Genomic DNA, 21487 nt, shown 5'->3' with positions numbered 1-21487 from the left:
GGCCGCAGTATACTGAATTATTCGGCTGCCGCCGGCTCCAACGGCGGATTCCCGATGTAGACTTTCTCGGGCAGGCGCGCCGCTACCAGTGCGAAGAGTGTCACGTTCATGGCCATCAGTCCGGCCGAAAACCAGTAGAAGTTGGCCCCGTGCAGGCCGGCCAGCCAGCCGCCCCGCGCAATGCTGCCGTTCACCAGGCTCAGCCCAAAATTAGCCGCCGCGATGGTGAGCACCCACAGCGACGTGGTGAGGCTTTTGAGCGCGCTGATGGCGTGGGTGTAGGCGTACTCCAGCCCCGTGATGGCCACCATAATCACGCCACCCACCAGCACGCAGTAGGCCAGAACCTGCCACCAGGCCGAGGGGTGGCCGCCGGCATCCACCCGCGTTTGCACCGCGCCCACGATGAGCACGCCCAGCGTGGCGATGACCATGCCCGCGCCCATGCGCCGCAGCGGCGTGGGCCGCAGCCCGCGCCGGGCCAGGGCCGGGTACAGCCCGTAGGTGAGCAGCGGGTTCAGCGCAATGCCGAACACAATGCCCGAGAGCTGCAGCTGCTCGGCCAGCGGCGTGAAGCCCGGCCACAGCTCGCGGTTGAGGTGGGTGGCCTGGAGCACCCATTCGGAAGAGCTTTGCTCGTTCAGTATCCAGAGCACCGGCACGAAGGCGAATACCACCGCCACCCGGCGCAGGGCGGCCCGGCCCTCGCCCGCTCCCAGCGTCTGGCGCAGGCCGGCGCGCAGGCCGGTGGGCGGCACCCGCACGTAGCGCCGCCGCCCCGCCCAGAAGGTGCAGGCCGCCGTGGCCATCAGCAGGCCCGGCACGCCAAACGCCACGGCCGGCCCGAAGTGCGCGTAGAGCAACGGCGTGAGAATGGTGGCCAGCGCCGCGCCCACGTCGATGCTCATCTGAAACCAGCCGTAGGCCTTGGGCAGGAGGGAGGCGTTGGCCGGCGTGAACTGGTCGCCGAGGTTGGCCGTCACGCTCGACTTGATGCCGCCCATGCCCACCGCCACCACCAGCAGCCCCAGCCGGAACCCGCTGAAATCGTCATTAAACGCCGACAGCAACACGTGCCCGCCGCAGTACAGAATCGACAAGTAGAGGATGACGCGGTACTTGCCCAGCACCCAGTCGGCCAGCAGCGCGCCCACCACCGGCAGGGCGTAGCCCAGCGCCGAAAACGAGTGCACCAGCGCGTTGGCCCGGGCCTCGGCTTCGCCCGTCAGGGCCGTGCTGTGAGTGGGGTTGAAAAACTGCGCCACCAGAAACGTGGGCAGTATCGTCATCATGCCGTAGTAGCTGAACCGCTCGGCCACCTCGCTGCCGATGATGAAGGGCAGGGCGCGGGGAAACGCGGGGGCAGTTGACAGAACAGGAGGGGGCATGGGCCGCCACGGGTAGGTGATGCGGCAAGTTAGCCGCAGCGGCTGCAAAACCAGGAACACAGGAATTTTTGAAACGCGGGAAAATGCCGGGTCAGCCCCAAGGCTCCGCTTTTAAATACTTCTCACAAAAAGCAGTAAATTGTTGTTACAGTCTTGGTAATGTTCATGTTTGCTAACATCTATCCGCATGAAAATTAATTTGTTGCAGCTGGCCCCGGCCGGTGCTGGCCGCCTGGGCCGTTGCTGGGCCGTGGCGGGACTCTGCGCTGGTTTGGCTGGTGAGGCCCCGGCCCAGGTGCTACCCGCCGCTACCGCCGCTACGCTCACGGTGCCCGCCGCGCTGGCCAGCGCGCCCTTCGACGTGCCCCACACCGTGCAGGTGCCGGTGGGCTTCGCGCTGGCCGTGTATGCCCGGGTGCCGGGGGCCCGGTTCATGGCCCTCACCCCCGACGGCAACCTGCTGGTGTCGCAGCCCGGCGCGGGCAAGGTGGCGCTCGTGCGCCCCGGCAGCGCGGGCGGCACGCCGGTGGTGACGGATTTTGTGACGGGCCTGCGCAATCCGCACGACCTGGTATTTCACACCATCGGCAGCATCACGTACCTCTACCTGTCGGAAAGCCACCAGATAAACCGCTACGTGTACCAGCCCGGCGACCTCACCGGCCAGGGCCGGCAGGTCGTCATCACCGGCCTGCCCGATGCCAGCACCCCGGAGCTGGGCGGCAACTACGGGCATCAGCTCAAAAACCTGGCCCTCGATGGCAACCACAAGCTTTACGTGTCCATCGCCTCGACGTGCAACGCCTGCCTGTCCGACACGCAGAGCAACCCCGTGCGGGGCGCCATTTACCAATATGACGCCGATGGCAGCAACGGCCGCCTATTCGCCCGCGGGCTGCGCAATGCCGAGGGCCTGGCGTTTATCCCCGGCACCAACACGCTGTGGGTGGTGGTCAATAACCGCGACAACACGCCCTACCCGTACAACGACGCCACCGGCAACTACGGGCAGGTGATGACCAGCTACGTGGACAACCACCCGCCCGACGAGTTTACCCAGGTGCGCGACGGCGGCAACTACGGCTGGCCTTTCTGCAACCCCAACCCCGACGCAGGTCTGGACAACATGCCCTTCGACCTGGACTATGACTGGAACCGCACCGGCGCCGTGGACCCCAACGCCATGGACCGCATCAACAAAGGAATTCAGGCGCACTCGGCGGCGCTGGGGCTCACGTTTTTGCAAGGCACCGGCTTCCCGGCCGCCTACGCCGGGGGGGCCGTGGTGGCGCTGCACGGCTCCTGGAACCGCCAGCTGCGGACGGGCTATAAAGTCGTCTATTTTCCCTGGAATACCGCCACCCAGACGCCCGGCGTACAAGCCGACTTAGTCACCGGTTTTTTGGACGATGCCACGCAAAACGCCTGGGCCCGGCCCGTCGATACCGCCGTGGACCCGCAGGGCAACCTGCTGATTTCTGACGACCAGAGCGGCACCATTTTCAAGCTTAGCAGCGCCATCACCCCGCTGCCGGTAATCCTCACCGCCTTCGAAGCGACGACGCACGGCTCCGACGCGCTGCTGAGCTGGGCCACGGCTTCGGAGAAAAATAATGCCCGCTTCGAAGTCGAGCGCAGCCCCGATGGCCGGAAGTTCAGCCTGATAGGCACCGTGCCCGGCCACGGCACCACCACCGAAACCCATTCGTACCGCTGGCCCGACCCCGCCGCCGGCCGCCTGGGCACCGTGCTCTACTATCGTCTGCGGCAGGTCGACGCCGACGGCAGCGCCCAGTACTCCCCGGTGCGGGCCGTGCGCTTCGCCGAAACCACCGTGCAGCTGTACCCCAACCCGGCCGGAGCCGGCCCCGCCACCCTCGACCTCACGGCCCTGCCGCCGGGCACCTACACCGCCACCGTGCTCGACTTGCTGGGCCGCCCCGTGCAGGCCGCCCAGGCCTGCGCCGGCGGCACCCGCACCCAGCTGATGGGCACCAGCCGGGGCGCCTATCTGGTGCGGGTGCAGGGCGCGCAGTTCAGCCAGATTCTGCGCTTAGTTCGTGACTGAAGGAGTTATTATTTAGGTTTAGGGCTTATGTGGTTGGTGCCTCCCCTTAGCCGCAAAGCGGCGGCACGTTGGTAGTAACGGATTGAAAACCGAACTGAGCCGCAAAGCGGCGGCACTCTTTGCTTGCGATAGATGCCGCCGCTTTGCGGCTCAGAAATACTTCCTGACTTATTTACTACCAGCGTGCCGCCGCTTTGCGGCTGGGCAGTTGCGCGCTGCTATTTATTTGTGTTTTCCGCCTATTTGCCCTTCGGTTTCGCGGCGGCGCGGGGCTTGGCGGCCGGGTCTTTGGGGCCGTCTTTGGCCCCCGGTACCGGGAAACCGCGCTCCTTCATCAGGGCGTCAATCTTCGGGTCGCGGCCCCGGAAGGCACGGTAGCCCACGGCCGGGTCCACGGTGTTGCCCACGGTGAAGACGTTCTGGCGCAGGCGGGCGGCTACGGTTTTGTCGTAAGGCCCGCTGGCCTCGGTAAAGGCGCTGAAGGCATCGGCCGCCAGCACCACCGACCACAGGTAGGAGTAGTAGCCCGCCGAGTAGCCATCGGAGGAGAAAACGTGCGAGAACTGCGGCGTGCGGTGGCGCATCACCAGCTCATGGGGCATGCCCATTTGGGCCAGGGTTTCGCGCTCAAACTTGTCGGGGTCGATTTTCTGGCTGCCGGCCAGGTGCAGCTTCATGTCGATGAGGGCGCTGGCCAGAAACTCGGTGGTGGCGAAGCCTTCGTTGAAGGTACTGGCCTTGTTGATGCGGGCCACCAGCGCCGCCGGAATCGGTTGGCCGGTCTGGTAGTGCAGGGCAAACTTATTGAGGACTTCCGGCGTGGCCAGCCAGTTTTCGAGCAGCTGCGAGGGAAATTCCACGTAGTCGCGCACCACGCTGGTGCCCGAAAGGGTGGGATAGGTCACGTTGCTCGACAGCCCGTGCAGGGCGTGGCCGAACTCGTGAAACAGCGTGGTGGCGTCGGTCCAGGAAATGAGCACCGGCTCGCCGTCCTTGCCCTTCACGAAGTTCGAGTTGTTCGACACGATGGTGGTCACGGCCTTGCCGTCCATGCGCTCCTGGTTGCGGTAGGCATTCATCCACGCGCCCGAGTTTTTGCCGGGCCGGGCGTAGGGGTCGAAGTACCAGAGGCCCACCTGCTGGCCGGTGGTTTTATCGTTCACCTGCCACACCCGCACGTCGGGGTGGTACACGGGCACATCGGTCACGGGCACGAAGGCAAAGTTGAACAGCTCGCCGGCTACCCAGAACATGCCCTCGCGCATCTTATCGAGCTGCAAATACTGCTTCACCTCGTTCTGGTCGAGGTCGTAGCGGGCTTTGCGCACCTTTTCGGCGTAGTAGCGGTAGTCCCAGGGCTCAATTTTGAAGTTGGCGGGGGCACCTTCCTTTTTAGCCAGGGCCAGCATATCGGCCACTTCCTCGTGCACGCGGGCCACGGCGGGCTTCCACACCTGCTCCATCAGCTGCATGGCGGCTTCGGGCGTTTTAGCCATGGTGTTGTCGAGGCGCAGGTGGGCGTGGGTGGCGTAGCCCAGCAGCCTGGCGCGCTCGGCCCGCAGCTGCAGAATCTGGGTGATGAGGGCGTTGTTGTCGTGCGCGCCGCCGTTGTCGCCCCGGTTCGTGAACATGCGCCACGCCTTCTCGCGCAGCGCCCGCTGGTCGGAGTAAGTTAGAAACGGGTCGATGCTGGAGCGGGTGTTGGTGATGACGCCCGCCGCCGCAATCTTGCGCGTGCCGGCCGTGGTTTTGGCCGCGTCGCGCAGCGAGGCCGGCAGCCCGCCCAGGTCCTTGTCGGTTTTCAGCATCAGCACCGAGTCGGCCTCCTCGGCCAGCACGTTCTGCGAGAAGTTAGTGAACAGCCCCGCCAGCGCCTGGTTAATGGCCGACAGCCGGGCCTTGGCCGTGGCATCAAGTTTGGCCCCCGAGCGCACAAACTGCTTGTAGTCGACTTCCACCAGCCGCTGCTGCTCGGGGGTAAGCTGCTTGGTAGCGGGCGAGCTATACACCGCCTCAATGCGCTTGAACAGGGCCAGGTTCTGCGAAATCTGGTCGTTGAAGGCCGCCATTTTGGGAGCCATCTCGGTTTCCACGGCCCCGAAAGCTTTGTCGTTCAGCGTCGATTTCCAGACGCCATATACGGCCTGCACGCGGTCGAGGGCCCCGCCGCTGCGCTCCATGGCCGCGATGGTGTTTTCGAACGTGGGCGCGGCCGGGTTGGTGGCAATGGCGTTGATTTCGGCCAGGTTCTCGGCCATGGCCGTTTCGAGCGCGGGCTTGAAATCGGCCACTTTCACCTTATCAAAAGCGGGCCCGCCGCCGTGGGGGCCGCCCCAGGGCGCGAGCAGGGGCGGCTGGTCGGCGCGGGCCGTGGCCGGCGCGCTGGTGGAAGCAGTGGTTTGGGCCATCGCAGGAGTGGAAAACAGGGCCCCGGCCAGGCCGAGCACCGCCAGAAAACCGGCCGGCCGCCGGGCGTGAGAAGAAATCAGCATGCGAAGAAAAAAATCAGCAAAATGTTGTGGCCCGTGAAGATAAAGCCCGTTACCCGTTACTGGCCCGCGCCCGGGCCGGGCTCTGCCACCCGCTTCAGGTCGAGGTCCTGAAAGTCGTAGCTGAAATCGGTGGCGGGCGAAATGGGGTTCATCTTGAACCCCGAGGCGTGGCCCTGCTCGTCGAGGGCGAAGGTGGCGAAGGCGTCGGCGTTGAGGCTGCGGGCTTTCCAGCGCACCACGTAAGTGCTGCCGCGATAGGGGAGGACCTGGCCCATCAGGCGCGGGGCGCGCACGGCGCGCAGCCACAGTTGGTTGCCTTGCAGGTACAGGTTTACGTCGCCCAGCCAGGCATCGTGGTAGCGGCCCAGATAGGCCCTGTAATCGGGCTTTTTGGGGGCGGCCTTCTGGGCCAGGGCCACCTGCTTCCAGGCAGCGGCGGTGATTTTATCGGTTTCGCCGGACGCCGTCTGGCGGTGGCCGAGCATTTCCTGCACCCGGTCCTGGCCGGTCACGCCCAGGTAATGGTCCAGGATATGGGCCGAAACGGCCGTGAAAGCCAACCCGTCTTCCTGGTTGGTAAGCACGATGATGCCCAAGTGCAGCTCGGGCACCAGCTGCACCTTGGTGACCATGCCCACCTCGCCGCCCGTGTGCGACACCACCTTGTAGCCCCGCGCGTCGTTCAGAAACCAGCCCAGGCCGTAGGCCGAGAAGTGGGTGTTGTAAGGCGTTGGGGCCGGGCTCAGCGGCAGTATGGTCTGGGGCGACCACAGCTCCCACTGCGTCCGGGGTTTCAGCAGCGGAGCCGGCGCGCCCGGCCCGCCCAGCAGCATCAGGACCCACTTGCTCAGGTCGTTCACGCTGCTGTAGATGCCGCCGGCAGCGCCCGCCAGTGCGTCCCGGTCGCGCTGGATAACCCGCACCTGGCCGTCCACCGGGCCGTGGGCGTCTATCACGTTGGTGGGGTCGGGCAGGCGGGCAAATCCGGTGGCAGTGCGCGTCATGCCCAGCGGCCGGAGCAGGCGGGCTTCCACAAAATCGGTCCACGGCTGGCCGGAAATTCGCGCCACTACTTCGCCGGCCACCAGGTACAGGTTGTTGTCGTAGTCGAACTTGCTGCGAAACGACGACACCGGCCGGAAATAGCGCAGGTTATGAATCACGTCTTTAATCGTAAAATCCGACGAATCCGGGAAGAACATCAGGTCGCCCGCGCCCAGGCCCATCCCGCTGCGGTGGCACAGCAGGTCGCGCACCGTGAACTCGGCCGTCACGTAGGGGTCATACATCTTGAACTCGGGGATGTAATCGGTCACCTTGTCGTCCCAGCGCAGCTTGCCCTCGTCCACCAGCATCCCCAGGGCGGCGGCGGTAAAGGCCTTGGTGTTGGAGGCGATGCCGACCAGGGTGTTGGCATCCATCGGGGCTTTGGTGGCCAGCGAGCGCACGCCGTAGCCCTTGGCCAGCACCACCTGCCCGTCTTTCACCACGGCCACGGCCATGCCCGGCACGTTGAAGCCCCTGAGGGTGCGGGCCACCACGGCATCCACGGCCGCCAGGTCGAGCGGTGCGGTGGGTGGGCTGGCCATTTGGGCCCTGCCCGGGGTAGCCAGCAGGGCGAAGGCCATCCCGCAACCGGCCCGCAAGGCCGCCAACCAGCGGCCAGCCGGGGGATACAATTGAAGCATAAGAGGAATTTTAGGTGAAAATCGATGATAAGCCGACAAGATAGGCTAATTCGGCTACACCCAGGGTCCGGGTTTTTGCCGTCGGACTTACAATTCTCTTCCCACCGTTGTCGGGTCTTTGCCTAGCGCTGCCGGGCCGCCCAGGCATCCATCCGCCGCTCCAGAATGGCCAGGGGCATGGAGCCGCCGGCCAGAATCTCATCATGAAAAGCCCGGAGACTGAAGGCCTTGCCCAACTGCTTTTCGTAGCGGCTGCGTAGCTCGCGCAGCTTGAGCTGGCCGGTTTTGTAGGCCAGGGCCTGGCCGGGCATGGCCAGGTAGCGCTCGATTTCGGCCGTGGCGGCCTGCTCGCTGATGGGCTCGTTGGCCATCATGTAGTCGATGGCCTGCTCGCGGCTCATGCCCTTGGCGTTCAGGCCCACGTCCACCACCAGGCGCAGGGCGCGGTGCATCTCGTCGCCCAGCGCGCCGATGCGCTGGTAGGGGTCGGTGTAGAGGCCTAGCTCCCGCCCCAGGCTTTCGCAGTACAGTGCCCAGCCCTCGCTGAAAGCCGGGTAGGAGGCGAAGCGCCGGAACTTGGGCAGGCTGGTGTTTTCCTGCTGCAACGACAGCTGGTAGTGGTGCCCCGGAATGGCCTCGTGCAGAAACAGCGACTCCATGCCGGAAGTCACGTTGAACTTGGTGGCATCGAGAATCGGCACGTAGAAAATGCCCGGCCGTGAGCCGTCGGCCGTGCCCCGGTTGTACTCGGCCGAGGCTGTGGCGGCGCGGAAAGCCTCCGTCTGCCGAATCTCAAACGGCGACCTGGGCGCGCGCCCAAACAGCTTGGGCAGGTTGGGCATGATGCGGGCCTGGATGCCGCGAAAGGCGTTCAGCACGTCCTCCGGCGTTTTGTAGGGCGTGAATCGGGAGTTGCTGCTGAGGTAGGTGAAGAAGCCGGGCAGGCTGCCTTTGAACCCCACGCGCCTCTTCACGGCCTCCATTTCGGTCCGGATGCGCTTCACTTCGGCCAGGCCGGTTTGGTAAATGGCGTCGGGCGTGCGGTCGGTGGTGGTCATCAGGCGCACGTCGTAGCGGTACATTTCGGCGCCGCCGGGCACGTCGCTCAGGCCGCTGCTGCTGCGGGCCTGGGGCAGGTATTCGGTCTTCAGGAAGTCGGCCAGCTTGCGGTAGGTAGGCACTATCTCGGTGAGAATGGCCTGCTGGTAGGCAGCCGTGAGGCGGGCCTTGTCATCGGCCGAAAAGCTGGCCGGCAGCCACGTAATGGGCCCATAAAACAGGCTTTTGGAAGCGTCGGCCGTTATCTGGGCCTGGAGCTGGGGCACCATTTTCAGCACCAGCACGCGGGGCAGCACCACGGCCGCCTTCATGCCCTGCCGGAAGTTGCCGATGGCCGAGTCGGCCCACACCGGAAACCTGCTCATCCGGGCCAGCCAGTTGTCGTAGTCCTTCACCGTTTTGAAGGGCTGCGCGCCCGTGCCCGCCCCCAGCTGGCCCAGCGTCGTGGGCAGGCTGTAGAACTGGGCAAATGGCATCATCCACGTCTTCAGGCGCGTGCCTTCAATCCGGCTGCGCATTTCGTGCTGGAAAATGTCGTAGCTGAGCTTGTCGTCGGCCGAGAGCCGGGCCCGGTCAATGTTCAGCAAGTCGTTCAGGTAGCGCTGGTAAAAACGCGCCTGCTGCTGGCGGAAAGCGCGGGTTTGGTCGTTGGGCAGCCGGTCGTTGAAACGGTTGTCGCCCTGGGCCGTAGCCATCAGCGGAAACAGCCGGGCGCGGTCCTCCCAGTAGTTATTGAACAGGTTGGCCAGCAGCGTGGCCGCGGTAGTACCAGCAACCGGCGCAGCTGCCGCCGCCGGATGCGCCAACAGGCACCACAGCGCCAGCATAGCCAGAAAAAGCTTGTGCATCAACAACGAAGTAAGCGGGCAAGCTACGCTAATTCAGCTTGCCTGCCCATAAAGATGCGTGATTTTTACACTAAAGAAAGCCCGCGCCGGAACAATCCGGTGCGGGCTTTTGAATGAAGGCTGAGGAAAAAAGAACGTCATGCTGAGCCGGTTGAAGCACCTCGCTCGCATCGTTGACCGATTGAGTTACAACCCCACACGAGCTGCTTCGACTACGCGGGCGCCAGATAAGCATGACGGTTTTCTGCTCACTGCTTGGCGGCCCAGGCGTCCATCTTGGTTTCGAGCACGGCCAGCGGCATCACGCCGTCCTTCAGCAGCTCGTCGTGGAAATTGCTGAGCGAGAACTTGCTGCCCAGCTGCTTCTGGTACTTGGCGCGCAGCTCCTGGATTTTCAGGGCCCCGATTTTGTAGCTCAGCGCCTGGCCGGGGATGGCCATGTAGCGCTCAATCTCGGCCGTGGCCCCGTCCTTCGACATGGCCTCGTTGGCCATCATGTAGGCAATGGCTTCTTCGCGGGTCATGTTGCGGGTGTGCAGGCCGGTGTCCACCACCAGCCGGATAGCGCGGTGGATTTCATCGCCCAGCGCGCCCATATACTGGTAAGGGTCAGTGTAAAGGCCCAGTTCCTTGCCCAGGCTTTCGGTGTAGAGCGCCCAGCCCTCGCCCATGGCGCCGTACCAGGCAAAGCGCCGGAATTTCGGCAAGTCCTTGTCTTCCTGCTGCAACGAAATCTGGTAGTGGTGGCCCGGAATGGCCTCGTGCAGAAACAGCGACTCCATGCCGGAGGTGGTGTTAAACTTCGCCGCGTCGGGAATGGGCACGTAGAAAATGCCGGGCCGCGAGCCGTCCGGTGAGCCCTGGTTGTACTCGGCCGAAGCCGAAGCTTCGCGGAATTTCTCGGTTTCGCGGATTTCAAACGGGGTTTTGGGCGTGCGGCCGAACATCTTTTTCAGGTTCGGGTCGATGGTCGCCTGGATTTTACGGAAGGCGTCGAGCACCTCCCTGGGCGACTTATAGGGCATGAACTTCTTGTCCGTTTTCAGGTACTCGAAGAAGGCTTTCAGGTCGCCTTTGAAGCCGGTTTCGTTCTTCACCCGCTCCATCTCGCCGCGAATGCGGGCCACCTCGGCCAGGCCGGTTTTGTAAATCTCGGCCGGCGTTTTGGTCGTCGTGGTCCAGTAAGCCACGTAGTAGCTATACATCTCCGGCCCGCCGGGAATGGCCGCGATGCCGCTCGTGGTGCGGGCTTTCGGCAGGTATTCTTTCTCCAGAAAGTCGCCCATTTTCTGGTAGCTGGGCACCAGCTCGGTCAGAATGGCTTTTTTGTAAGCGTCGGCCAGGCGGGTTTTATCGGCGTCCGAAAAGTCCTTGGGGAAGCGCGTGATGGGGCCGTAGAACAGGCTTTTGGCCGGGTCCGTCACCACGATGTCCTTGCCGCGCATCTGCGGAATCATCTTCACCACCAAGGTTTTGGGCAGCACCACGCCCGCCTTCACGCCGCGCCGGAAGTTGGCGATGGCCGTATCGGTCCACACCGTGAAGCCGCGCACGCGGCCCAGCCAGTTGTCGTAGTCCTTCACCGTTTTGAAGGGTTGGTTGCCCTCGCCCGAGCCGTACTGGCCCAGCGTGAGGGGCAGGCCCCAAAACTGGTTGGCGGGCATCATCCAGGTGTTCAGCTTCAGGCCGGCCAGCCGCTGCTTCATCTCATACTGAAAGATGTCATAGCTGATTTTGTCGTTGTCGCTCAGGCTGGTGCGGTCAAATTTCTCCAGCCGCCCGAGGTAATCCTGGTAGAAAGCCGTCAGCGTGTCGCGGTAGGCTCTGGTGCCGTCGTTGGGCAGCCGGTCGTTGTAGCGGTTGTCGCCCTGGGCCGTGGCCGACATCGGGTCGAGGCGCGACTGCTTCTCCCAGTAGCTGCTGAACAGGCCGGGCAGGCCCTTGGTGGAGTCGGCCGCGGTGCCGGACGTACCGCCAGCGGCGGTTTCGGTGGTTTTGGTCTGGTTGCAGGCCGTGGTGAGAGCGGCGGCAACGAGGCCGGCGAGGGCAAATTTTTTCATGTGAGAATGGGAATGTGCCGCAAGCTACGAAACCGCCTGATATGGCCCCTGTTCACGCTTGCTACTGCGCCGGTGCCCCCGCCGGGCGGGCCGTGAGACGCGCCAGCGCCAGCCGGGCCAGCTCCGGGGCCACCCGCTCGCGCGAGTAGTTGCGGGCGCGGCGCGGCATCCCGATGACGAGCGTGCGCTCGGGCAATTTCACGTAGAGGTCGCCGTGGCTGTCGTCGTAATAGGCCTCGCGCCCCAGGCCGTCTACGGGCACCATGTTGCGCCGGCGCAGGTCGTTGCCGGCCTGCGCGATAGCGAATGCCGCTGCCGGCCGAAACGACAGCGTGACCACGGCATCGGGGCTGGCGGGCTGGTCGGCTTCCACAAAGCGGCAGGCGTCGCCCTGGGCCTGCTGCCGCACCGCCCGGCCGGTGAGGACCGCCACCTCGCGGGCCGTGAGCAGGCCGCAGGCTTCGGTGGGCAGCGTGGCCATCGCCGCCGAATCGGCTTGCACGGCCGTGGAGCGGCCCTGGCCGCCGCTGGACTGTTCGAGGGGCGCCTGGCCGCTACAGGCACCGAGCAGCAGCGCGCCGCTCGCAAAGGCCAGCCGCCAATGGCCGCGCTGGCCCAATAGTAGTTGTATAATCAGCATGATACTTAGCAGAATGAGGGTTCGAAAATCAATCCTACCAAGTAGTACGGGTGCGGGCCAAAAAAGGCAGCCGCCAGGCGCTACAGCGTGAGCGTGAGGCCCACTGTCCAGATGGCCAGGGCCCGCGAGTCCACGTCGTCGGCCGGCAGGTTCACGGGGATGATGTAGCGCCAGCCAGCGGCCAGCTCCAGCTTGCCCACGGTGTAGCTCACGGGCACGGCAAACTCATAATCGACCATGCTGAACCGGCGGACGTTGCGGTTTTTGGCACCGTTGCGCTTGGTGAGGCTGGCCTCCACGAAGGACTGCGTGCCGGCTGCCGCGCTCACTAATGGCTCGATGGTGAGGTAGTTGGCGGCCCCCAAAACGTGCGGAATCTCGAAGGAGCGGGAGTTTTCCAGAATCAGAAAGGCGTCGCCTTTGCTCGTCGACTTGCCAAACAGGTACGTGGCACTCAGCCGCGAGTATAAAAAGCCCCAATCCTGCCCCAGGCCCACATCAAATGCGTTGTTGACGTTGGATTTCACCAGCTCGCTGCCGGCGGGGAAGACGAAGCGCGAGTAGCTCACCGAGGCATCCAGGGTTTCGCCGAAGTCGTGGTCCCAGCCCACGGTCAGGTCGGTTTCGTCGAGGGCAGTGGGTGTGTTCAATAGGTTATACAGCTCCACGGAACCATAGAAGCCGCTTTTGGCGGTGTAGGTGAAATCGGCGGCGAGGTAGGGGAAAGCCGTGGCCTGTGAGCGGCCGAAGTAGGTTGAGTTGCTGCCATAGCTGAGGGCGGTGGCAAAGTGCCGTGGCGGGGCCTCGGTGGTGGTATCGGCAGGGGCGAGTCCGGGCAGCAGGCCGCCGGCCAGGAGCCAGGTTAGGAGCATGAAGTGGGAGTTAGGCGCAAAACCAGCGTCGGGATTTACTACGTGGTAGTATAAACAAAAAGCCCCTCCGGACGCGCCGGAGAGGCTTTTAATATCGTCAGGCAATCCGCCCAACTATTTTTTGTGGTGCGTGCCGGTGTGGTGGGCATGGTGGCCGTGGTGCCCGCCGTGGGCTTTGGCAGGTGCAGCAGGTGTGGTTTGGGCTACGGCGGCGAAGGTGCACAGGGCGGCCGAGAGCGAAAGCATGAGCTTCTTCATGGTAACAAAAAATTTAGGGTGAGAATGTGTATTAAACCTACACTTACAAGATGAAATTAATATGAGGAATTTTCAATTTTGAAAATTCTTTTCAACGTTAATTCCGAATGGCTGAAAGTGCAGGAAAAAATGAAGAACGGGTGAGTTGAAAAGGCGAAATATTGCATGCCAAGTGGCGGCCGTTATTGCCTAAAAACTACTTATGGTAATGACTGAGGTCTTTTTTTGAGCATGTAAGCATTTTAGTATTACTGCCGAACAATACGCTGCGTCACAGTACCGCTGGCTGTGGTGGCGCGCAGCATGTAGATGCCAGTCGCTACCCCGCTTAAATCCAACTCGCGGGAAGTGGCGGCGGCTGGTACTGTCGCGGTCAGCATCTGCTGGCCCAGGGCGTTGAAAACGGTCAGCTGCGTCACCGGGTGCGCCCCGCTCATCGCCACGGTGAGGCGGCCGTCGAGGGTGGGGTTGGGGTAGGCCGTCAGCTCAAAAGCAGCCTGGCTGGCGTGGGTAGCCGTGACCACCACAGCCAGCGCCGCCGAGGGCAGGGAGGCGCAGCCATTGGCTCCGGTTACCACCACCGTGTAGCTGCCGTTTTGGGCAACGGCGAAGGTGGCTCCCGTGGCCCCGGCAATGGCGCTGCCGTTCAGGTAGAACTGGTAGCTCGCCCCGGCCACAGCGCCCGTGCTCAGTACGCCGTTCAGGAACGTGAGCACGGGTTGGGCGGGCAGCGGACTCACGGTGACGGTGGCCGTGGCCACCGTGGCGGCGCAGCCCCCGCTGGCGGCCACGGTATTGGTGACGGGGTAGGTGCCGGCCGTGGACGTGCCCAGGTTGATAGCGCCGGTGCTGGCATTCAATACCAGACCACTAGTGGAGGCGAAGGTGCCGGCCGTGCTGCCGGCCGCCAGGCTCGCGGGTGCCGTGCCCGTGGCGCAAAAGGCCGCGTTGGCGTAGCTGAAAGTGGCTGTGGCCGGCGCCGTGATGGTAATGCTGGCCGTGCTGCTGCTCGGGCAGGAGCCGGCTACGGTGTAGGAGACGACGTAGGTGCCGGCCGTGCTGGCATTGGGCGTAATGGCCCCGGTACTGGCGCTGATAGCCAGACCGGTGGGGGCTGCAAACGTGCCGCCCGCCGTGCCCGTGATGGTGGGCGTGGTGAGCAGCGCACTGCTGCGGCAGAAGCTGGCGGCCGGGTAGGTGAAGGTGGCCGTGGTGGCCGGGCTCACGATGACGGTGGTGGCGGGCGAGGTACTGGCGCAGCCGCTGGCGTTGGTCACAACCACGCTGTAGCTGCCGCCCGCCGTGGCCGTATAAGTGGCCAAAGTAGCCCCGCTGATGGCCTGGCCGGTATTTAAAAACTGATACGTGGCGCCGGTGGCCCCGCCGCCGGCCGTGAGCACCACGCTGCCGCCCTGGCAAAATGTGGTGGGGCCACCAGCCGCCAGCACCGCCACCGGCTGAGCCGTGAGCACCACCGCTGTGGTGGCCGAAGTAGCCGCGCAGCCATTGGCGGCTGCAATGGTGTTGGTGACGGTGTACGTACCCGCCTGGCTCTGTGCCAGGTTGATGGCGCCCGTGCTGGCATTTAGGCTCAGGCCGGTGGGGGTGGCGGTGTAGCTGCCGGCCGTGGCGCCCGTGGCGGCGGTGGGAGCGAAGGCGCCGGCGCTGCCCGCGCACCGGCTGCCGCCCACGTAGCTAAAACCCGCCGTGGGCGCCGCCGTGATGGTGACGCTGGTGGCCGCGCTGGCCGGGCAGGTGCCGGCGCTGGTGTAGCCCACAATGTAGGTGCCGGGCTGGCTTTGGGCCAGGTTGATGGCGCCGGTGCCGGTGTTCAGGCTTAGGCCGGTGGAGGTAAAGAACGTACCACCCGTGAGCGAAACCGTGGCCGTGGGGCTGCTGGGGCCACTCTGGCAGTAGCTGGGTGCGGGGTAGGAGAGCGTCACCGTTGTTACCGGATTCACCGTCACCACAATGTCGTTGGAGGTCGACGAGCAGGTGGATGGATTGTAGGCCACCACCGAGTAGGTGCCACTGGCCGTGGCCGTGTACGTAGCGCTGGTGGCGCCCGGAATCTGGTTGCCATTCAGCTGGTATTGGTAGGTGTAGCTGCTGGTGCCGCCCCCGGTAATGTTGGCCGAAAGCTGCACCGAGCCGCCCTGGCAGAAGGTGGTGGGCCCGCCGGCACTCAGAGCCAGCACGTTATTGGCATTCACGCGCACCTGCACCAGGGCTGAAACCGACGAGCAGCCGAAGGCATCGGTCACGCGCACGGAGTAGTTGCCGGCGGCCGTCACGTTGGCGGTGTAGGTCTGGGCGGTGGCCCCGGCAATGTCGCGGCCATTTAGGAGAAACTGGTACGAATAGCCTGTGCCGCTGGGCCCGGCTACCAGGAAGATGGTGCCCCGCTGGCAAAACGTAGTGGGCCCCTGCGAGTTGATGGTGGCCGTGGGCGGCTGATTCACAGTTACAACGGCCACGTTGGACGTGGCAGCGCCGGAGCTGCCTTGCGTCACGGCGCGGTAGCTGGTGGTCTGGGTCAGGTTGGCAAAGGTGTAAGTCTGGGCGGCGCTGCTCGCGATGTCCACAAATCCACTGCCGAAATCGGCCTGAAATTTTACGACCGGGTTGGTGTTGCCGCTCAGCGTGAGCACGCCCGAGTTGAAGCCCGCGCACACCGTGCTGGTGGCCGGGCTCAGGGTGCCGGGGCTCACCTGAGCCAGTGCCTGGCCCGGCCGGCCCATGGCCAGCAGGCACAGCAAGACAATAGTTGGGTACCAGCGGACCGCCAGCACCCGCGAACGTAGGAGTGTATTCATGAAAAGCGTGGGATGAAAAATGAGCGAGCGGCACGGATTTCCGGCCGGCGCAACGGGCGCAAAGCAGACCCGGCCCACGCCCTGTAGTTTAAGGGGGCGGCAATCAATATTATTCGGCCGCATGGTGCCGGGTTCCGAATCGGGCCTGATGCCTTGGATTTCAGCCCGTAAGACTGCCGCACAATCGGAGGCAAGCCCGGTAAATCGTACGGGCCGGGCCTTGCCAATCCGGCTTCACTCCCGCCAAAAACGCATCAGCCCGGCATCCCCAAAGGGTGCCGGGCTGATGCCTCGTTCGGTGGGAGTGCGGGGGCGGGGCTATTCGCGCATCAGGCGCTGGGTCGTGTGCCCGGCTTCGGTGGTTAGCTCCAGGTAGAAGGTGCCCTTGGTGAGCTTGCTCACGTCGAGTTGGGCCTCGCCGGCGGCCTGGCCGCTCAGCAGGGTTTGGCCCAGGGCGTTGAATACGCGGTAGCGCACGGGGCCGGTGCTGGCGGGCAGGGTCACGGTGCCGGCGCTGGGATTGGGGTACGCGGCAACTTCGCCGCCGAGCTTCGTCTGCACCGTGGCCACGGGCGAATACGCGCTGGTGCCATCGGTATCAACCTGGCGCAGGCGGTAGTAGGACAGGCCCGCCAGCGGGCGGCTATCCACAAAGGCATACTCGTGGGCGTTGGTGGTATTGCCCTGGCCCTGCACGCTGCCAATGGTTTGGAATACCCCACCGGTGGCGCTACGCTGCACGTCGAAATGGTCGTTGCTCTTCTCCGTGGCCGTGGCCCAGGTCAGGTTCACGCCCGCGCCTTTGGCAGCGGCATCGAAACGGGTGAGCTCGACGGGGAGGGGCGAGCCCGAAGAAATTGTGACGTTGTCCAAGACAAGAATATTCCTGCTCGAAGTGGTAAGGGTTATTGTAGTGGCTACGGCGGTTCTGTCAGTGAAGTTAGGAAGGGTAATGTTAACACCTGATATAGTACCAGCACTGGCGGTGACGGTTTGCGCGTTTGCACCGGTTATGGTAGCATTTACAGGGGAACCGGAAGTATTGCCTGCAACGAATAGAGGCCCGTTTCTAGGAGCTGTTGGGTTTATCGTGACAGTAGCGGTGGCTACAGCTGCCGTCCTGGCATTCGTTAAAGTCAGGCTTACCACGATGGAACTGCCGTTTCCAAAGCCATCAGTGTATGCCGGGTTAGGGGAGTTGTATCCAAGGCTCCCGACTTGAAAAGTCAGCATGTTGTTAACAGACCCTTTTTGGAAAATCTGGGCGTCGAAAGCTATTGAGGCAACAGTGCCAGGAGAACTGTTGCCAGTATTTTTCACTCCATAAGTTTCAAAATTGCCGGCGGCAGCATTGGTAGTAGAATTGTTGAAATAAGCCGCACTTGCAACCTTTGTAAAACCCAGCTCGCTTTCTTTAGCTGGGCCAGTGTATACACCATCAAAGGTTTGAGTTTTGGAAAGGGTTTGAGCTTTGGTGCAGAATGGGATAATTAACAAGCTTAACGCGCAGATAAAAATGGATTTACGCTGGCCGTGGTTCGCAGCTGCAAAGAGTAAAAAGTTTTTCATGAGAGAAAAAAAAAGGTTTGTGAATAAGCTTTTTAATGAGAATGGTAGGCTGGAAAGCATGGCGCGAGAACGATTGTCAGCTGTGCGTGCTTTCGCCTGCATGCACGTTATCAAATAAATGCAGTTGGTAAGTGTGAAATAATTCAATTCAAACTAAGTAAAGCCATAGCAATATAGATTCTAAATCCTAGCCTGCAATAGGGGATGAGTTGGCAGGCATGAATAAGTACTGCGATATTTAAACACAATCTATTGATTGTCAGGTTTTTGTATTAAAACAAAAAAATATATAAAAATTGTGTAATTATTTTTTACCTGAGCTGTCCGGCGTGAGTTGGAATGGCGAAGGAGGCTGGAAAGCCGGACCGTAATTTTTTGTCGGATTCGCGGTTGTTTTCCTTGCAGGATGCCATTGCCTGCCCCCACGGCCGGCCGATGCGCGAATAGCCGGCGTGGGCCGTATTAAGCTGTGGAGCACTTGTAAGTGAGCCGAGCAGCGGCGGCGCTCGGCCGGAACAGGAAAGGGGCCGGCGGCGCTACTTTCGCATAAACTATAGCTTCCCGCCCTTGTCGTTTCTCCGCATTTTCCTGTTGCTGTCGTTGCTGGCAGCTTCTTTGTCGGCCTCGGCCCAGCGCCGCCCGGTGGGCCCCGTGCGCCGGCCCACGCTGCCCCGCGTCGAAGCCGCCCGCCGGGCCAACGCTCGGGCCGCGCTCCAGCAAAAAAAGCCGGCCGTTGGCACGCCGGCCTTCACCCAATACCTGCATTCGCCCTGGGTCGATAGCCTGATGCGCGTGCTCACGCCCGACCAGCGGGCGGCGCAGCTGTTCATGGTGGCCGCGTATTCCAACCGCAAGCGCATCGACGAGGACTCCATTTCGACTCTCATTCAGCAGTACGGCATTGGTGGGCTGATATTTTTCCAGGGCGGCCCCGGCCGGCAGGCGCGCCTGCTGAACCGCTACCAAAGCCAGAGCAAAGTGCCGCTGCTGGTGGCCCTGGACGGCGAATGGGGCGTGGGCATGCGCCTGGATAGCGTGGTGAAATTCCCCTACCAGATGAGCCTGGGCGGCGAAACCGACACCGCGCTGCTGTATGACATGGGCCAGGAGGTGGCCCGGCAGTTCCGGCGTTTGGGCATGCACGTCAATTTCGCGCCGGTGGTCGATGTGAATAACAACGCCGCCAACCCCGTCATCGGCTTCCGCAGCTGGGGCGAAAACCCGGCCGCCGTAGCCCGCGACGGCCGCCAGTACATGCGCGGCATGCAGGACGCCGGCATTCTGGCTGTGGCCAAGCATTTCCCCGGCCACGGCGACGTGGACGCCGACTCGCACCTGGCCCTGCCCACTGTGCGCGTCGACCGCCGCCGGCTCGATTCGCTGGAGCTGCCGCCCTTCCGCAGCCTGATTGCGGGCGGCCTGGGCGGCATGATGGTGGCCCACCTCAACGTGCCCGCGCTGGACACGATACCCGGCCCCAGCACGCTGTCGCGGCCCATAATCACGGGCCTGCTGCGCGAGCAGATGGGTTTTAAAGGCCTGATTTTCACGGATGCCATGAACATGAAGGGCGTCATCAGCATGTTTCCGCCCGGCGAGGCCGACGTGCGCGCCATCATGGCCGGCAACGACATTCTGGAGTTCAGCAAGAACATTCCGCTGGCGCTCCAAATGGTGCGTATCGCGGTGGACAGCGGCCGGATTTCGCAAAGAGACATCGACCAGCACTGCCGCCGCGTGCTGGCCCTCAAGCAGTGGGCCGGCCTGAACCACTACCGCCCCATCGACCTCCAGAACCTCTACGAAGACCTCAACCCGCCGCACGCCCAGTACCTCAGCCACCGCCTCACCGAGTTGAGCATCACGCTGCTGCGCAACCAGAAAAGCCTGCTGCCGCTCCAGCGCCTCGACACCCTGCGCATTGCCACGCTGGTGCTGGGCAGCACCAGCGCCGACACCACCGACTTCCAGAAAGCCGTGGCCGACTACTCGCCCACGGCCCATTTCCGTGCCTCGGCCACGCCCACGCTCGATGAGTTGGCCCAGCTGCGCAACGTCCTCAAACCCTACAACCTCATTCTGGTGTCGCTGCAAAGCCTGGGCCGGCTGCCGGCCACCAGCTTCGGCATCACACCGGAAACCAACCTGCTGCTGCGCGAGCTCGTGACCCAGAAGCAAACGCTGGTGCTCAGCGTGTTCGGCTCGGCTTACGCCGTGGCCAAGGTGCGCGACCTTGACCGCGCCGCCGCCGTGGTGCTGGCCTACCAGGAAAGCCCGAATGCCCAAAGCCTGGCGGCCCAGGCCATTTTTGGCGGCATCGCGGCCACCGGCCGCCTGCCCGTTACGGTGAGCGACAAGTACCCGCGCGGCTTCGGCCTGCGCACCGCCGGCAGCTTCCGCCTGCGCTACGCCAACCCTGAAGACGAAGGCATGGACCCCCGCCTCGAAGCCCGCGTCGACAGCCTAGTGGGCCGGGCGCTGGCGGCCCAGGCGTTTCCGGGGGCGCAGGTCGTCATTGCCCGGCGCGGCACCGTGGTCCTCCGCAAAAGCTATGGCAACCAGACGTATGCGGGCTTTGGGAGCGAGGGAGAGCTGGCAGGGGGGAAGAAGGAGAAGCCGGCAAAAGCGGGTAGAAAGCCGAAAGCAATTTCCCTGCTTCCCTCTACCTTTCTCCCCACCATCCCCCGCCCGGTGCGCAACGACGACCTCTACGACCTGGCCTCCATGACCAAGCTGCTGGCCGCCACGCCCGCGCTGCTCAAGCTGGAAGCCGCCCACAAATTCAGCCCCGACAGCACGTTGGGCAACTATTTTCCCTTCCTGCGCGGCACCAACAAAGCCGATTTGAAAATGCGCGACGTGCTGGCCCACCAAGCCCGCCTGCAAGCCTGGATTCCGTTCTGGAAGGAGCTGACGAAAAAGAACGGCGACCTGCGCCGCCGCTATTTCCGGGCCGATTCGTCGGCGAGATTCCCGCTGCCGGCCGCGGCCGGGCTGTGGGCGCGCAAGGATTTACCGGCCCGCATCTACCAGGAAATCGGAGCCTCGCCGCTGAACGCCAAGCCGGGCTACGTGTATTCCGACCTGTCGTTTATCCTCTATCCGGAGTTGGTGAAGGCCCGCACCGGGCAGCCGCTCGATGCCTTTTTGCAGCGCGAAGTGTACCGGCCGCTGGGCGCTACCACGCTGGGATTCCGGCCCACCAACCGCTTTCCGCTCAGCCGCATCGTGCCCACGGAAGTTGATTCGGCTTTCCGGCGGCAGCTGCTGCACGGCACGGTGCACGACGAAGGCGCGGCGCTGCTCGGCGGCCTCTCGGGCCACGCCGGCCTTTTCGGCGATGCCAACGACGTGGCCAAGCTCGCCCAGACCTACGCCTGGGGCGGGCGCTACGGCGGCCAGCAGCTCTTCGACAAAACCATCCTCGCCGACTGGACCCGCTGCCAGTTCTGCCCCGACAACCGCCGCGCCCTGGCCTTCGACCGCCCCGCCGCCAACCCCACCGTGAACTCGGCCAAAAGTGCCTCGCAAAGCAGCTACGGCCACACCGGCTTCACGGGCACCTACTTCTGGGTAGAGCCGGAAAAGGATTTGGTGGTGGTGCTGCTGACTAACCGCGTGCACCCCACGCGCCGGAATAATAAGCTGACGGAGCTGAGTGTGCGCTCGTCGCTGCTGCAGCTGGCGATTGAGGCGGCGCGGTAGCGAATTTCACGCAGTGTCACGGGG

The 21487-nt window shown here is 63.7% G+C and carries 12 protein-coding genes; 2 read left to right on the top strand and 10 right to left on the bottom strand.

Translation table 11 applies throughout. The features are described 5' to 3' along the window. Positions 1-17: 17 nt before the first annotated feature. The gene (locus J4G38_RS14440; RefSeq protein WP_210518541.1) at positions 18-1388 is read right to left on the bottom strand and encodes a POT-type proton-dependent oligopeptide transporter; all 1371 of its coding nucleotides are present in this window, start codon (positions 1386-1388) and stop codon (positions 18-20) included. A 187-nt stretch (positions 1389-1575) separates the two neighbouring features. Here J4G38_RS14440 and J4G38_RS14435 point away from each other — a divergent pair, with 187 nt between their 5' ends. Then, entirely contained in the window at positions 1576-3456 is a 1881-nt protein-coding gene (locus J4G38_RS14435; RefSeq protein WP_210518539.1) for a T9SS type A sorting domain-containing protein, read from the top strand. A 239-nt stretch (positions 3457-3695) separates the two neighbouring features. Here the strand turns inward: J4G38_RS14435 and J4G38_RS14430 are convergent, their stop codons facing one another. The 9 genes from J4G38_RS14430 to J4G38_RS14390 all read right to left on the bottom strand — a co-directional run bounded on the left by J4G38_RS14430 (position 3696) and on the right by J4G38_RS14390 (position 17062). Further along, entirely contained in the window at positions 3696-5948 is a 2253-nt protein-coding gene (locus tag J4G38_RS14430) for a M3 family metallopeptidase (protein WP_210518537.1), read from the bottom strand. A gap of 56 nt (positions 5949-6004) precedes the next feature. Then, positions 6005-7636, bottom strand: a complete 1632-nt coding sequence (locus tag J4G38_RS14425) for a serine hydrolase (protein ID WP_210518535.1) — start codon at positions 7634-7636, stop codon at positions 6005-6007. A gap of 122 nt (positions 7637-7758) precedes the next feature. Next, positions 7759-9543: a DUF885 domain-containing protein gene (locus J4G38_RS14420; protein WP_226163430.1), complete on the bottom strand. Its 1785-nt coding sequence runs from the start codon at positions 9541-9543 to the stop codon at positions 7759-7761. A gap of 248 nt (positions 9544-9791) precedes the next feature. After that, positions 9792-11603, bottom strand: a complete 1812-nt coding sequence (locus J4G38_RS14415; protein WP_210518533.1) for a DUF885 domain-containing protein — start codon at positions 11601-11603, stop codon at positions 9792-9794. Positions 11604-11664: 61 nt separating this feature from the next. Next, a complete protein-coding gene (locus tag J4G38_RS14410; RefSeq protein ID WP_210518531.1) occupies positions 11665-12243 on the bottom strand; it encodes a hypothetical protein in 579 nt (192 codons plus the stop codon). Positions 12244-12323: 80 nt separating this feature from the next. Then, on the bottom strand, positions 12324-13115 hold the full coding sequence (locus J4G38_RS14405) for a hypothetical protein (RefSeq protein WP_210518529.1): 792 nt from the start codon (positions 13113-13115) through the stop codon (positions 12324-12326). 114 nt (positions 13116-13229) lie between these two features. After that, positions 13230-13373 carry a hypothetical protein gene (locus J4G38_RS14400; RefSeq protein ID WP_210518527.1) on the bottom strand — a complete coding sequence of 48 codons (144 nt, stop codon included), beginning with the start codon at positions 13371-13373 and terminating at the stop codon, positions 13230-13232. A 248-nt stretch (positions 13374-13621) separates the two neighbouring features. Continuing rightward, the gene (locus J4G38_RS14395; RefSeq protein ID WP_210518525.1) at positions 13622-16189 is read right to left on the bottom strand and encodes a T9SS type A sorting domain-containing protein; all 2568 of its coding nucleotides are present in this window, start codon (positions 16187-16189) and stop codon (positions 13622-13624) included. A 318-nt stretch (positions 16190-16507) separates the two neighbouring features. Beyond that, entirely contained in the window at positions 16508-17062 is a 555-nt protein-coding gene (locus J4G38_RS14390; RefSeq protein ID WP_210518523.1) for a T9SS type A sorting domain-containing protein, read from the bottom strand. A gap of 1263 nt (positions 17063-18325) precedes the next feature. On the opposite strand from J4G38_RS14390, the gene J4G38_RS14385 reads away from it, so the two are divergent. Next, positions 18326-21463 (top strand): glycoside hydrolase family 3 N-terminal domain-containing protein, encoded by a 3138-nt coding sequence (locus J4G38_RS14385; RefSeq protein ID WP_210518521.1) that lies wholly within the window; start codon positions 18326-18328, stop codon positions 21461-21463. Positions 21464-21487: the final 24 nt, after the last annotated feature.

The sequence above is a fragment of the Hymenobacter terricola genome (assembly GCF_017921975.2).
Classification (GTDB): Bacteria; Bacteroidota; Bacteroidia; order Cytophagales; family Hymenobacteraceae; genus Hymenobacter; species Hymenobacter terricola.
The sequence above is the reverse complement of the archived record's forward strand: the minus strand, read 5'-3'. Positions and strand labels throughout refer to the sequence as shown.

Coding starts and splice junctions, on each gene's coding strand:
- J4G38_RS14440 (WP_210518541.1), bottom strand. CDS start 1,388: ATGCCCCCTCCTGTTCTGTCAACTGCCCCCGCGTTTCCCCGCGCCCTG.
- J4G38_RS14435 (WP_210518539.1), top strand. CDS start 1,576: ATGAAAATTAATTTGTTGCAGCTGGCCCCGGCCGGTGCTGGCCGCCTG.
- J4G38_RS14430 (WP_210518537.1), bottom strand. CDS start 5,948: ATGCTGATTTCTTCTCACGCCCGGCGGCCGGCCGGTTTTCTGGCGGTG.
- J4G38_RS14425 (WP_210518535.1), bottom strand. CDS start 7,636: ATGCTTCAATTGTATCCCCCGGCTGGCCGCTGGTTGGCGGCCTTGCGG.
- J4G38_RS14420 (WP_226163430.1), bottom strand. CDS start 9,543: ATGCACAAGCTTTTTCTGGCTATGCTGGCGCTGTGGTGCCTGTTGGCG.
- J4G38_RS14415 (WP_210518533.1), bottom strand. CDS start 11,603: ATGAAAAAATTTGCCCTCGCCGGCCTCGTTGCCGCCGCTCTCACCACG.
- J4G38_RS14410 (WP_210518531.1), bottom strand. CDS start 12,243: ATGCTGATTATACAACTACTATTGGGCCAGCGCGGCCATTGGCGGCTG.
- J4G38_RS14405 (WP_210518529.1), bottom strand. CDS start 13,115: ATGCTCCTAACCTGGCTCCTGGCCGGCGGCCTGCTGCCCGGACTCGCC.
- J4G38_RS14400 (WP_210518527.1), bottom strand. CDS start 13,373: ATGAAGAAGCTCATGCTTTCGCTCTCGGCCGCCCTGTGCACCTTCGCC.
- J4G38_RS14395 (WP_210518525.1), bottom strand. CDS start 16,189: ATGAATACACTCCTACGTTCGCGGGTGCTGGCGGTCCGCTGGTACCCA.